Origin of the sequence: Corynebacterium sp. UMB2355A, from assembly GCF_033877495.1 — a bacterium.
In the GTDB taxonomy this organism is placed as follows: domain Bacteria; phylum Actinomycetota; class Actinomycetes; order Mycobacteriales; family Mycobacteriaceae; genus Corynebacterium; species Corynebacterium pseudogenitalium.
Genome location: NZ_CP138855.1, coordinates 895,295 through 909,121 on the forward strand (window position 1 = coordinate 895,295; position 13,827 = coordinate 909,121).

The 13,827-nt window shown below is 59.2% G+C and carries 8 protein-coding genes; 1 reads left to right on the forward strand and 7 read right to left on the reverse strand.

Translation table 11 applies throughout. From position 1 onward, the window contains the following. Positions 1-388 precede the first annotated feature (388 nt). The 7 genes from R0V12_RS04375 to R0V12_RS04405 all read right to left on the reverse strand — a co-directional run bounded on the left by R0V12_RS04375 (position 389) and on the right by R0V12_RS04405 (position 11,997). Complete coding sequence (locus tag R0V12_RS04375) at positions 389-4,030, reverse strand: DUF6923 family protein (RefSeq protein ID WP_070361869.1); 3,642 nt, start codon at positions 4,028-4,030, stop codon at positions 389-391. Positions 4,031-4,051: 21 nt separating this feature from the next. Then, positions 4,052-4,966, reverse strand: a complete 915-nt coding sequence (locus R0V12_RS04380; RefSeq protein ID WP_320072908.1) for a SpaA isopeptide-forming pilin-related protein — start codon at positions 4,964-4,966, stop codon at positions 4,052-4,054. Then, on the reverse strand, positions 4,966-5,889 hold the full coding sequence (locus R0V12_RS04385; RefSeq protein WP_320072909.1) for a class C sortase: 924 nt from the start codon (positions 5,887-5,889) through the stop codon (positions 4,966-4,968). The genes R0V12_RS04380 and R0V12_RS04385 overlap by 1 nt, the downstream gene beginning before the upstream one ends. 118 nt (positions 5,890-6,007) lie before the next feature. Further along, the gene (locus R0V12_RS04390) at positions 6,008-7,342 is read right to left on the reverse strand and encodes a SpaH/EbpB family LPXTG-anchored major pilin (protein ID WP_320072910.1); all 1,335 of its coding nucleotides are present in this window, start codon (positions 7,340-7,342) and stop codon (positions 6,008-6,010) included. Next, entirely contained in the window at positions 7,249-7,689 is a 441-nt protein-coding gene (locus R0V12_RS04395; RefSeq protein ID WP_320072911.1) for a hypothetical protein, read from the reverse strand. The genes R0V12_RS04390 and R0V12_RS04395 overlap by 94 nt, the downstream gene beginning before the upstream one ends. A 564-nt stretch (positions 7,690-8,253) precedes the next feature. Next, positions 8,254-9,894, reverse strand: a complete 1,641-nt coding sequence (gene groL, locus R0V12_RS04400) for a chaperonin GroEL (protein WP_320072912.1) — start codon at positions 9,892-9,894, stop codon at positions 8,254-8,256. A gap of 102 nt (positions 9,895-9,996) precedes the next feature. Next, on the reverse strand, positions 9,997-11,997 hold the full coding sequence (locus R0V12_RS04405) for an OPT family oligopeptide transporter (RefSeq protein WP_320072913.1): 2,001 nt from the start codon (positions 11,995-11,997) through the stop codon (positions 9,997-9,999). Between the two features lie 78 nt (positions 11,998-12,075). Between R0V12_RS04405 and R0V12_RS04410 the strand changes: the two genes are divergently transcribed. Next, positions 12,076-13,419, forward strand: a complete 1,344-nt coding sequence (locus tag R0V12_RS04410) for a dipeptidase (RefSeq protein ID WP_070975572.1) — start codon at positions 12,076-12,078, stop codon at positions 13,417-13,419. Positions 13,420-13,827 lie beyond the last annotated feature (408 nt).

Sequence of the window (13,827 nt, forward strand, 5' to 3'; positions counted from 1 at the left end):
TGTTCAATCTCCCCCGATGCCCCCCTAAAAACAAGCACCCCGAGAGACCTTGACGCAACTAAAAGCAATCCTTTTAGAGCCGGTAGCCTCGAGGCTAACGTTTTCTACGGTACCAGATAGAAGGCTTCGCCCGTCGCTTTGCCCTTGTCCGCTCACCGAGCTGCCACAAGCCCAAAGTCGAATCCGATTCACGCGTGACCAAATCTGCTTTCTAGTCAGACGGTTCACTTTCAAACCGGGAGCGAAGACATTACACCGTAGCGCCACTTGTCGGCAATTGGTCGATTGCACTCCAAAGTCCCGAAGGGGCTTGGCCCCGATCACTGTTGATCAGCGCCAAGCCCCGTCAGCTTGTTCGTAACGTCACGCGCTCAGGACGCACTCTCCACTAAGCGACGACCCGTCGTCGTCCCACCAACGCACCAGCGGCGATGAGCGCACCGCCGAGGAGGATCGGCAGTTGCAGGCCGTTTCCGCCAGTCTTGGGCAGGTTGCCCTGGCGGACGTTGGCAACGGTCAGTACCGCATCCTGGGAGGTAAGCTGCCAGGAGCTCGGTGCCACCGCCTTATCGACCTGCGTCGCGACAATTTTGGCATCTTCATCTAGCGCGATCGTCACATTCCCGTTGTCCACCGACAACGAAAACACAATCGGCTTCACAAGAAGATTGTAAACACCCAGACTGTCTTGAGGCGACCGAGTCTCTACGAGCTGATAGTGACCCGGCTCCAATTCTTCTGACTTGAAGATTCGATTCTCCTTATCGTAAATCATTGGGATTCCATTACCGATGACTTGGCCATTTTCGTCCAGTTTTTGAAGTATAAACTCAGCACCGTCTAGACGGTTTTCTGGCTTCAATAGCTCGTGCGAAACTGCATCGGAAGAAATCTTTGCAATCACAAGCCGAGCTTTTTTCTCTACTTCTGGCGGAGGCACACAGGCCTTCGCCTCCTTGGGCCCAACTTGTACAGAGTTGAAAAGCGATTTGCCGGGTGCACATTCATCTCCAGTCTCGTTTCCTGTATAGGCATCGAGAGAGATTGTCATTTCAACATTAAATTGATGGATGCCATTACTTGTAGCACCAAATCTATTGAGCCCCTTCGGCTGTATCGTTCCACCGCCAGATAGCACAAACGGACCTTGGCCAGTTTGAAATGTCGTGGCATACGATTTCCCGAATTCATCGACCAAGGACCAAGAAGTCTTTTTCACAACAATCCCCGTCGGCATCGTTGGAGTGTCGACTACCTTACTATAGGCAGCCTCGCGATTTCCTGGGTTTGTTACATTTACCTGGTATTTTACTATATAGGTCCCGTCTTCCTGCTTCTTCGCAGACTGTCCAATCGCTTCTTTGGTGACGTCTGGAACAATTGGTTCTGGTGTCGTCGTAGGAGCCTTTGCCGATGCACCGTCAGTATTGTATGAGGACGGTGCAGTTTGAGCGCCGACTACTTCGACTTTTAGGAGATTTGGAGCCTTCGCCGTCGGGTTCCCGACCTTAATTTTGATTACTTCCGTTGTGTTCGAGTCCACGGAAGACCGGCCACCCTTTCCGAAAGCAATCGATCCGTCTTCTTCAACCCATGCTTGTCCCCAAACAGGCGCTTGGTCTGTAATGTTGAGAAACTGACCGACGGTCTGCCCATCAGGCATCTTCATATCGGTAATATCCACGCGCAGGGGGGCACCACCGCTCGTGCTAATACGTTCCAAGAAAACGCGCTGTTTGTTCCTTCCATCGCTTTGCGCCCACCCACTTTGCAGGCCCCACAGATACCCTTTCGCACCTGGGATGGCAACAAAGTCCTCTGAAACCGTACGGAATGTTTGTCCCGGATTCCAGATTGTTTTGGCTTGCAGAGTCACGTTTTTTGCAGGCTTTAGCGTTGCAGTAATCGTGTCTAAATTCACGCTGTAAAGACGGCCACTACCCCATACAGACGCACCTGCGACCCAGTATGTGCCGTCATCATCGAAGGTACCTGCGTTGATGCCGCTACCGAGGTCGTTGGATGTTGTATTGTCCGGATGATTCTCGGGAAGAAATCCATCAAGTCCTTGAAGCTTGCCCAAATCAAAAACTTCACCCGTATAAGGATTTATCTGCAGTAAGTGGCCTGCGGGGAAACAAGGGTCATCCCTGTGGCCCGTCTTCACCGAAATCCTGGGCTGACTAACAGCATAGAGGTAGTTATCGTTCTCGTTGTAGGCAAGTGCGTTATATACCCACCCGCTGGCGGGTCCGATCTTTTCTGACTGCAATGCACCTTGTCCGTCTTCTACCTGAAGATACAGCTGCGAAGAAGTTCTATTGCTAGAGGCTTGTGGGCTCGCGACGATAAATCGTCGGAAGCCATATTTTTGCTCCGCAATGGAAAGTAAGCGAGGTGGCTGTCGATGAACAGATTTTACATCGCGAAGCTCACATTTATCGCCGTGCGTAAGTGGCAACACGTCAGCGTCGGCTGAAGGAAGAATCGGAAGATCTTTCTCTACCGGAGCCGCGAGGGAGCCTTGCAAAGTGATGTCCTCGGGTCTGGTTGGAGCCGATCTGTAGGAAGTCCGAAGCGTCACAGTCGAGTCTGCCGAAACCGGTACCGAGTCGATTCGGCGGCCGTCCTTCGTCGGGAACCATGTAATAACCACACGATCCGGGTAGGTCTCAACTTTATTTTCGAGCCTTACACCGTCCGTTTGCTCAATTGGAATAGAGAAAAACACATCTTCTAATCGGACTGAAGGGCTCAGAGTTACTGTTGCACTTGAGAAATTAGAACGCGCTTGAACATCGAATGTTGTCTCGTACGGATTGTCGCCAATAGTCGTGTGCGAGGATACTGGAATACCATCACCTGCGACATTCACCTTGTGGTCCTGAGGCTTATTGTCCATGTCCTGGCCCCACATCTGGACCCGGTAAATACCGTTTGGAGGTGCCACGGGATTCAGGATTACCGAGTCGCCACCCTTGATATAGAGGTCAGTAATACTCGGAATGAGCTGAAACTCCGTGTCATAAGACTTTCCCTTGGCGTTCTTATTCCAAAAAATCGCGTTAGCGAAATCAATGGTTCGGTCAACGACAATCGCCCCCTGACGAACGACGCGGATCCTAACTGGACCGGAGATATCCTTCGTATTGTTATCGTTTCGGTTTTTCTTGATGGCGAACCTGGTTACTCGCCAGTTACCAGTCTCGTTGATCTTAAATTCAATTTGGGGGTTGTCCCCCAAGAAATCTGGCTTAGCATCGGTAAGAGAAAACTCTTGATCCTGCTGCCCTGGGACACCCGGAATATCTCCCGGGGCAGCAGCGCGGTCTTGTGAATCCGCAACCTCCTCCGCGGGGCGCCCCTTGCCATAACCAGACTCGGCAAGCTGTGCCTCGGACGGCACTTCGGCGCTCTCGGCGATCGCGTACTCACCGGCGTCGGTCGTGCGGGCCTCAATCTCAACGACCTGCGGCGGAATCGTGTGCAGGGCGTTCAGGTTGAACGCCACAAAACCGCCATCCTTAGCGTTCACGTAGCCGTAGTCGTAAGGCTCGAGCTTGCGGCCATCAGCAGTGACGGACAGGACTTCCTTGATCTCGCCCTTGCCCTCACGCTTGAGCGCGAAGATGTTTTCCTTCGACGCCTTGCCGCCGAACTCCCATGCCTCGCCATCGGGGTCGTTGACCACGATGCGGTCAACGACGCCCTTGCGCTCGACGGTCACGGGGTTCGCGGTGGCCGGGGCCTCTGCTGGTTTCGAAGCAGATGCAGAGGCCGGATTAGAGGCCGACGCTGCGGCAGGCGCCGAAGGCGTGGCGGAGGAAGACGGTGTGTCGTCGTCCATCCACGAGTAGGTGGGCAGGCCGGCGTCGTCGGTAGTGATGTCGGAGACCGTCGTGGTCTCCTCCGCCTGAACGGCCGGGTACGCGCCCAGGCCGGCGGCCAACGCCACCGAGGCTACTACGGCTGCAAGTCCACGGGCACGGTGCCGAGCAGGAGATCCTGCAGGTTTGATAAAGTTTCGCATTTTTCTTTCCCTACTTCCGCTTTACCGTGTCTCGTTCTTGCTTCGCCGCGCCAGGAACAATCCCAGCACAATTAACAGTCCGCCAAGTCCCGCGGCCCACAGCACGTTCGCGCCGGTGGACGCCAGCGACCCGCGCTCTTCCTCGGGGACGGCGCGGGGGTGGGTCACCGTCGTGACCACCCCGTTCGGTTTCGTTGTCACGATTGTCGACGGCACCGTGGTCGTCACCGTTGTCGGTGTGCCATTCGGAGGGGTCGTGGTGTACGTCGTCCGGATGGTGGTGCTCACTCGAGGAGGTGTCGACGTCGTCGTCTTCGTCGTGGTCACCGTGTTACCGGGCTTTGTTGGCGTCGTTGATGGTGGCTCGGAAGGCTCCCACGGTGGTGGGGTGCCGTAGCTCTTGTCCCACTTCATCACCAGGACGTTTTCGTACTCGTAGCGGATGCCGCGTTCGTCAGGAAGTGGGAGGATGAGCAGCTTCGGGCTGCTCAGGTGGTACTCGTACTTCGTGTCCGGCGCGGACTCCTCCACCAGGTACAGGCCCGGGGTGAGGTTGTCGAACATGACCTCGCCGCGCTGGTTCGTCGCCTTCGTTTCGATGACGTCGAGGCCGCGCGAGCGGGCGTCGTCAAGCGTGGTTTTCTTTGCCACGTTGCGGCCTTGCTCCGAGGTGATGTCGATGCCCCGCACCTTCGACAAGGTGAACTTGGCGCCGGCGATGGCGGGAGGCTTCTGACCGGCCGGGACCTGGTCGTACGGGTTGGTGCCCTGCTTCTTCAGCAGCAACTGGATCGGCTTATTCTTGTCGATGCTCGCCGGATTCAGGTTGGCGTCATTACCGCTGATTGGGCGCACGTCAGCCACCGCGGGCGAAAACGCACCCGCGGCAAGCATCGTGGCTGCACCACACGCTGCCAATAGTTGGGACAAGCGCATTAGGACAGAACCTCCTCGTTCACAGCGCCGGAACGGTCGCTCTTCTTCTTTTCGCGGTACACCCACCAGATCAGCGCCAGCAGGATCAGCAGGGACACCCCGCCGAGGGCCCACATCCACCACTGCAGGGTGGAGGTGGAGTCGTCGAGGACGCTGGCCTCGTCTGGGTCCATGGGCACTCGCTCCGCGTGGACGAGCAACCGGTGCGTATTGATGCCGTACGGCGTACAGGTGATCAGCGTCAGCAGGTCGCGCTCTGGGTCGGCGCGCAGGCTGTCGGTCTCATCCGGCAGGACAACCTCGATGTCGTACACCTTGTACTTCATGCGCTCGCCGAACGTAGAGACGTAGACGGCGTCGCCGACTTTGATGTCGGAAAGGTTGTCGAACAGGGTGGACGTCGTCAAGCCTGTGTGACCCGTGATGACCGAGTGGAACCCCTTGCCACCTGTGGGAAGCGCCGACCCGTACAGGTGACCGAGACCCTTCTGCAGGGTGTCTTCCGCCGTGCCGTGGAAAACGGGCAGGCGTAGGTCAATCGCCGGAATCGCGATCTGCGACATCGCCGACACACCCTCCAGCTGACGCTCGTACTCCTTGTAATCAGCGTTGTCTTCGCTGATGCGGGCGAGCCACGGGTCGAGGATCGGCCCGTCGGTGTGCGCCTCGTTGTACGCCTTCGCGGCTTCGAATGCCGTATTTACTTCTTCGACTGGTGTTTGTTGCAGTTCTTCCTCGTAGAGCTTCGCTATCTGCTCCTGCACCCGGTTGTTCCACTGCGTCGCAATGACCGGGTACATGAGCACCGCAATGCCCACCAGCACCAGGATGACGGGCAGCGCCATACGCCTGAAGAACGATTGCTGCGCCGGCTCCGCCGATGCTTCGCCTTCACCTCTGTTGCCACCGCGTCTTCCTTTCATCCAGAACGCCTTATCGACGTCCCCTTCTTCCAAAACTGGGGCGGGAATTTTAGGCCTTCCCGCCGACCGGCCATCCCCTGCGGGGCTTTCCGCAGGGGGCTCCTACACCACGTACTGATTACGCAGTGCGGGAGTTACGACGTGCCGCGTAGACACCGCCGCCGATGATCGCGAGACCCGCCAGGGCCACGATCAAAATACCCATGCCACCCGTGGCTGGGAGGGTCGGCGTGGTCTTCTTCAGGTTGTCGACCACAGCGCCGTTAGCGATCTCGTTCGAGCCAGCTACGGCCTCGAATGCGGTCTTACCAGCATTGAGCTTGTTAGTCGTTTCCTTCGTCAGCACGATCTCGCGGACTGCTGCCTTACCCTTCGGAGTCTCGTAGCCCTTAGGAGCCTTGGTCTCCTTGATGCAGTAGTTAGCTACAGTCTCAGTCGGCGCAGCGTTATTAACCCAGTCAGTAACGTGAAGACCTGGGAAGGTCAAGTTACCATCCGCGTTGGTAATGCCAGTTTGGATAGCGCCACCGTCGAGGTCGTCCTTGTTGGCATTGCACTTGCCGATCTGGAACTCAGCACCAGCAAGCGGCTGGTTATCCTTACCATCAACTTCTCCACGCTTGTACACGGAGATGTCACCAACGTAGGTCACAACCTTGTCATGCGGCGTCTGCTTCGGCTCATCATCCGTCTTCGTCTTTGGATTATGGAAAATGAAGGTTTGGTTCACCGAGTTCTCGATGCCCTTTGATGTAGTGTCATCTTTCAGCATCGTCGCCTTCACGGTGACGCGGACGATGTCGCCAGGCTGCAGGTCTGCTTCCTTAGGGTTAACCGTGACGCTGAAGGTCTGGTTTGCCCCAGCAGCGATGTTGGAGTTGTTGAGATTCGGATCGAGCTTCTGAATCCCCGTTGGCGTGTACTTGGTGATCGGAGTCGTATCCGCACCACGAACACGCTCAACGCTCACGATAAAGTTCTCATCCCACTGAAGCTCAGCCTTGTTCGAAGCATCCGTGAGGGTGATGTTCTTCAGCTCGCGGCCTTCCGGTGCGGCCGGAACAACGCCGTCCAGGGTGTACTCAACTACGGCATTATCTGCGGGACGTGCACCGAGGAAGCCTGGCTTGCCTTGCTCACCCTGAGCTGCGTCGCTCTTGGTGTTCTTATCCTGATCAACGACGGTCTTACTGACCTTCGCCATCGAGTTCTTCGGGTAAACGTGAACGTCGCGGTTCCAACCGTCACCCTTTGGAGTGGTCATCGGCAGGAAAACGATGAAAGGCTTAGCGGTGACGTAGGTTTCAGTTGCTGGGGACTTCACCTCAGGAGCACTGGTCTCCTTGACGAGGTAAGCGCCTACAGGCATGTTTTCCCAAGCGATTTGACCTTTCGCATTGGTAGTGCCAGTGTACTCTTGGCCTTCCAGACCAAGGGCTGTGGCACCAGCCACATCACGATCATTCGCAAACTTGGCGATTTGGTTGAAAACAGACTGCTGAGTGATATGCCCTTGATCTTCTGAGCAGTGAACTTCACACCTGGCAGCGGCTTCCCAGATGCCCCCTGGTCGGTTTCACCGGTAGCGTTACGAAGCTCGGTCGGGTTCACCATCTTATGGATCGTCAGCTTGGCCGGTGCATCACCAATCGTGCCGGCATCCAGGACATCGGTTGCTACAGCTGGCTCATCATTCATCGTTTGCGCCATCGCGTCCTGCGCCGCGATACCAGCGGAGCCGGCGAAGGTCAGGCCTGCTGCGATTGCGATCGCGGCGGTTTTCTTGAGGGCAATTGCCATTTGGTTTCCTTCCAAAAGAGGTTGCTCAGGGCCCTCAGCGCACTTCAAGAAGTTTAGATTTCTTGCGCACGCGTCAATGGCCCGACTTTGGGAACACATTGAATCTAATCACCCCCCCCCCGCTTTGTCCAGGCGGATTTGAACGAATCTCAAGGTTTCTCAGTCGACATATTCTCCGATTTTCGCTGAGCAAATCGGTTTTATTCGTTGACCATTGCTTATGTAACCAACTGTCCATTATTGCTAGACATTCATGCCTATCTTCTCCGCTAAAACTCTAAGAATTTCCTCATATTTTCCAGGCTGCTGCGGGTACGGTTTCAGGCATGCTCTCTCCGGGGCCTTTTGCTGCCACAATCATTCCGGTCGACCTCTTCCGGTCGACCAACGCTAGTCAGCGCGAAACCGATGCCGAACCACACGCAAATCTGTTCACAAAATTCCGAGTCAGCTCGGAGCGACACATCCCACCCCGAAACCCGAACAACCCCGAACACAAAAATCCCGGGCCGCCCCACCACGAAAGCGGGGCACCCGGGAGAAAGCCAGTCAGAAACTAGCGTTTTACATCATGCCTGCCATGGCGTCTGGGTCCATGCCACCGGCGGCGCCGGCTGGCTCAGGCTTGTCGGCAACGACGGCCTCGGTGGTCAGGAACAGGGCCGCGATGGAGGCAGCGTTCTGCAGTGCGGAGCGCGTCACCTTGGCCGGGTCGTTGATGCCGGCTTCCATCATGTCCACGTACTCGCCGTTGGAGGCGTTCAGGCCCTGGCCGTCAGGCAGGTTGGCTACCTTGTCGGCGACAACGCCTGGCTCCAGGCCCGCGTTCAGAGCGATCTGCTTCAGTGGTGCGGAGAGCGCCTCGCGGACGATCTTGACGCCGGTAGCTTCGTCGCCTTCGAACCCGAGGTCGTCGACAAGCTCGCGGGAGGCCTGCAGGAGGGCGACGCCACCGCCGGCGACGATGCCTTCCTCGACGGCTGCCTTCGCGTTGCGGACGGCGTCCTCGATGCGCAGCTTCTGCTCCTTGAGCTCAACCTCGGTGGCTGCGCCAACCTTGATGACTGCGACGCCGCCGGCCAGCTTGGCCAGGCGCTCCTGCAGCTTCTCGCGGTCGTAGTCGGAGTCGGAGTGCTCGATTTCGGCGCGGATCTGCTTGACGCGGCCGTCGATCTGGGCCTGGTCGCCGGCGCCCTGGACGATGGTGGTTTCGTCCTTGGTCACGACAACCTTGCGTGCCTGGCCGAGCAGCTCAGGGGTGGCGGTCTCCAGGGAGAGGCCGACCTCTTCGGAGATGACCTGGCCGCCGGTGAGGATGGCGAGGTCCTGCAGCATGGCCTTGCGGCGGTCGCCGAAGCCCGGTGCCTTGACGGCGACGGACTTGAAGGTGCCGCGGATCTTGTTCACGACGAGGGTGGAGAGAGCTTCGCCCTCGACGTCCTCGGCGATGATGAGCAGTGGCTTGCCGGACTGCATGACCTGCTCCAGCAGCGGAACGAGGTCCTTGACGTTGGAGATCTTGGAGGAGACCAGCAGGATGTATGGGTCTTCCAGGACGGCTTCGCCGCGCTCCATGTCGGTGGCGAAGTATGCGGAGATGAAGCCCTTGTCGAAGCGCATGCCTTCGGTGACTTCGAGGTCAACGCCGAAGGTGTTGGACTCCTCAACGGTGATGACGGATTCCTTGTTTACCGCACCGTTGCCGACGGCGTACATCGCCTCAGCGATCTTCTTGCCAATCTCCGGGTCGGATGCCGAAATGCCAGCCGTGGAGGCGATCTCCTCCTGGGTCTCTACTTCCTTCGCGTTGTCTAGCAGGTACTTGGAGACCTTCTCGGTGGCTGCCTGGATGCCACGCTTAATGCCCATTGGGTTGGAGCCAGCTGCGACGTTGCGCAGACCCTCGCGGACCAGCGCCTGTGCCAGGACCGTTGCGGTGGTGGTGCCGTCGCCGGCGACGTCGTCAGTCTTCTTGGCTACTTCCTTGACCAGCTCGGCGCCGATCTTCTCGTATGGGTCCTCGAGGTCAATCTCGCGGGCGATGGTGACGCCGTCGTTGGTAATGGTCGGTGCGCCCCAGGACTTCTCCAGGACGACGTTGCGTCCCTTCGGCCCAAGGGTGACCTTGACGGCGTCGGCTAGTGTGTTCAGGCCGTTTTCTAGGCTGCGGCGTGCTTCCTCGTCGAATGCGATCATCTTAGCCATGTAAGTTTTCTCCTTGTATTCGTCGTAAAATGCAGGCGCCCGCGACGGCACGGTTGACGCGCGGCCAACCTCACCCACGTTAGCACTCAATTGCCTCGAGTGCTAAGACACAGTTTTAGCACTCTCGCCCGCCGAGTGCAAGGAACCGTCTTCGGCCACCGAGCTGACCTTGGAGCGCGTCTTCGAGTACACGAACCACACCAACACAACGAACAGGGCCGTACTGAACCACGGCGTCCAGGACTGCTCCGTGAACACCTCCAGCGGGCTCTCCCCTGCCGCGCCCGCGATGAGCGCCGCGTTGAGCACGCCGAACAGGGACTCGCCAACGATCATGCCCGTGGCCACCAGCGTGCCCATACGGCGCGCGAAGTCCGGGTGGCGCTGCACCTGCGCCCAACGGTTATAGATGTATCCGACCAGCCCGCCGATCGGCACGATCACCGTGACCGACACCGGCAGGTACATACCCATGCCCACAGCCAGCGGCGGCAAGCTGTACTTGCCCGTGGTGCGGGTGAGGGTCTCGTCGATAATGATGAGCGCAACGCCGATGCCCGCACCCAGCAGAATCAGGCCCCAGTCCAGCGAGCTGTTGAAAATGCCGTTCGCCACCGAGGACATCAGGGCCGCCTGCGGTGCCGCGAGCGCGTCCGGGCCTGCGCCCTCCATGCCTTGGAAGCCGAAGCCGGTGAGCATCACCTGCAGGATCGGCGGGATGACCACCGAGCCGAACAGCACACCAATAATCAGTGCCACCTGCTGCTTCCACGGCGTCGCCCCCACGAGCTGACCCGTCTTGAGGTCCTGCAGGTTATCGTTCGAAATCGTGGCGATGCCGAACACAATCGCCGCCGTAAACAGCGTGTACGCCACCAGCGAGGCCGCATTCGCGTCCGTGCCCGCCATGAACGCGCCAATCAGCAGCGCGCACGACAGCACCGCGATGATGCCGATCGAGGAAATTGGGGAGTTCGACGCCCCAATCAGCCCCGCCATGTAGCCACACACCGACGCCACAATCAGGCCGATGACCAGGATGAACAGCACCGAGATCATGGTGAGCGACAGCGCGTGCTCGTGGATGTCGGTGCCACGGACGAAGTTCCACAGCAGCATGCCAATCGGCAGCATCGACGCCACAATCACTCCCGCCACGATCGGGAACGGGATGTCCCGCTCCGTCACATCGACGGCCACGCCGTCATGTCTCTTTTTCGACGACGCCAACGACGACGCAATACCCGTGGCAATCGGCTTCGCGATCTTGATCAGCGTCCACAGCGCCGCCACCGCCATCGTGCCCACACCGATAAAGCGGATCTCGTCCGCGAACGTCGTGGAAACCACCTCGGCCAGCTCCAGGCCTGCTCCCATGTTGTCCGCCGACTTCATCGGCAGGAGGATCGCAAAGGAAATGACGACGCCAACCAGCATCGCAATACCCACCGGCAGGCCCACCAGGTGGCCCACGCCCAGCAGCGCCAGGGACAGCGAACCGCCCATCATCGTGCCGCCGCCACCAACGCGGAAGAACCCGGCAACCTCGCTGGCCACCGCCTTCATCGCCGCCAACAGCGAGTAGAACGCCGACGCAACCGCACCAAGAATAATCACGCGCAGGCCCTCAGAGTTCTCCGCGTGATCGCGCTCCGAACCACCATTATCCCCGTCGCCAACGCGCAGCACCTCCGCCGCCGCGACACCCTCCGGGTACGGCAGGTCAGACCCGGTCACCAGCGCGCGACGCAACGGAATCGAATACATCACGCCCAACGTGCCACCCAGGGCACACACCAGGGCTGTCGTCCAAAAGGGGAAACCCTGCCAGTAGCCGACCATCACCAAGCCCGGAAGGACGAAAATAATCGCCGAAAGCGTACCCGCCGCCGACGCAATCGTCTGCACAATGTTGTTCTCACGCACATTGTGCCCAGCAAACTTCCGCAGCACCGCCATGGAAATCACCGCCGCCGGAATGGACGTGGCAAAAGTCAACCCGACCTTCAACCCCAAATACACATTCGCAGCAGTAAACACCAAGGTGATCAAACCACCAATGATGATCCCGCGCAGCGTCAACTCACGCATCGTCGAGGCCATTGCAAGACCTTTCAATATATAGGCATAAAAACGAACGGAAAGGATTGTACTCCTCCGGTTGGTGGTACTTTCGACCACATGACACAAACAGCTTTTACCCCAAACCGCGACCGAATTTTCGACGACCTCTCCGCCCTCGTAGGCTTCAACTCCCCACACTCCACGCCTGAGCTCGCCGACCAGCACGAAGCCGCCTGCGCCTGGACGGTTTCCGCACTCGAGGCCCTCGGGCTGGACGTGACCCGCCACGCGACCGTCGATAATGCTGACACCATCATCGCTACCAAAGCCCCAGTCGGCGACGCCCCCACCGTGCTGCTCTACTCCCACTACGACGTCGTGCCTGCCAACAACCCCGACGCCTGGACCAGCGACCCCTTCACCCTCACCGAGCGCGACGGTCGCTGGTACGGCCGCGGCGCCGCCGACTGCAAAGGCAACCTCGCCATGCACCTCGAAGCACTGCGCCTCATCCAGGCCAACGGCGGCACCGACCTCGGCATCAAGGTCGTCGTCGAGGGCTCCGAGGAGCTCGGCGGCGACGACGGCCTCGGCAAACTTATCGACGCCCACCCCGACCTCTTCCGCGCCGACGCCATCATGATCGCCGACTCGGGCAACGCCGCCGTCGGCGTCCCAACGCTCACCACCTCCCTGCGCGGCGGCGCCCAGATCAACGTGACCGTCGAAACGCTGCAGGGCGCCATCCACTCCGGCTCCTTCGGCGGCGCAGCCCCCGACGCCGCCCACGCCCTGGTCCGCATCACCGACTCCCTCTTCGACGAAACCGGCCGCACCAGCATCGACGGCGTCGACTGCACCGCCACCTGGAACGGCCAGCCCTACCCCGCCGACACCTTCGCCACCGACGCCGGCGTCCTCGACGGCGTCGCCCTCAACGGCACCCCCGACGACAACCCCGCCGACATGGTCTGGGCCCGCCCCGCCATCACCATGATCGGCTTCACTTCCACCCCCGTCGCCGACGCCGTCAACGCCGTCAACCACCGAGCCGAAGCCCAATACAACCTGCGTGTCCCCGCCGGCACCGACGCCGCCGCCATCGCCAACGCCGTCAAGGAACACATCCACGCCCACACCCCCAACGGCGCCCACGTCACCGTGGAAATCTCCGGCGTCAACGAACCATTCGCCACCGACCCCAACCACCCGGCCATCGCCCTGTTCGGCGACTGCCTCCAAACCGCCTACGACGGCGCCGACCTCGCCCTCATCGGCTCCGGCGGCTCCATCCCACTCACCATCACGCTGCAGAACCACTTCCCCGACGCCGCCATCGCCCTCTACGGCGTCGAGGAACCGCAGTGCGGCATCCACGGCGTCGACGAATCCGTCGACCCCACCGAAATCGAACGCATCGCCGTCGCCGAAGCGCTCTTCCTGCAGCAGTACGGGAAGTAGCCGGGTTTCGGCCGGGTTTCGGCTGGGTTTCGGCTTGTTTTTGCTGGCTGGGGCGCTGCCGAAACCCAAATGGGAGTAAAAGGAATGTAGTAATCCCCGTTTCGCACGTTTTTTCGAGGATTACTACAATCCACCTACTACACTTTGCAGATTTGGGGGTTCTTCGTATGTATATTCCCTGGCTGATCCTCCCCCGTTTTCCGCCTCCAAGGTTAAAAGCGTGCGATTAGAAGCGTGCGATGCAGGTCCGCATTCTCGCTGGCCTGGCGTGATTTTTGGCGACCAGCGTCGCACTCCTTTAACGCCTCGACACGAACAGGAATCACGTGAAAGCCACGGCGCGCGAACCCGCCACCCCGGAAAAGTTCCCCGGCCCAGCGTGAACCCGGGACCTTTCTTTGTGGACAG

Bases quoted from the DNA above. Each gene is read 5' to 3' on its own strand.
- R0V12_RS04375 (WP_070361869.1), bottom strand. From the start codon at position 4,030: ATGCGAAACTTTATCAAACCTGCAGGATCTCCTGCTCGGCACCGTGCC.
- R0V12_RS04380 (WP_320072908.1), bottom strand. From the start codon at position 4,966: ATGCGCTTGTCCCAACTATTGGCAGCGTGTGGTGCAGCCACGATGCTT.
- R0V12_RS04385 (WP_320072909.1), bottom strand. From the start codon at position 5,889: ATGAAAGGAAGACGCGGTGGCAACAGAGGTGAAGGCGAAGCATCGGCG.
- R0V12_RS04395 (WP_320072911.1), bottom strand. From the start codon at position 7,689: ATGGCAATTGCCCTCAAGAAAACCGCCGCGATCGCAATCGCAGCAGGC.
- groL (WP_320072912.1), bottom strand. From the start codon at position 9,894: ATGGCTAAGATGATCGCATTCGACGAGGAAGCACGCCGCAGCCTAGAA.
- R0V12_RS04405 (WP_320072913.1), bottom strand. From the start codon at position 11,997: ATGGCCTCGACGATGCGTGAGTTGACGCTGCGCGGGATCATCATTGGT.
- R0V12_RS04410 (WP_070975572.1), top strand. From the start codon at position 12,076: ATGACACAAACAGCTTTTACCCCAAACCGCGACCGAATTTTCGACGAC.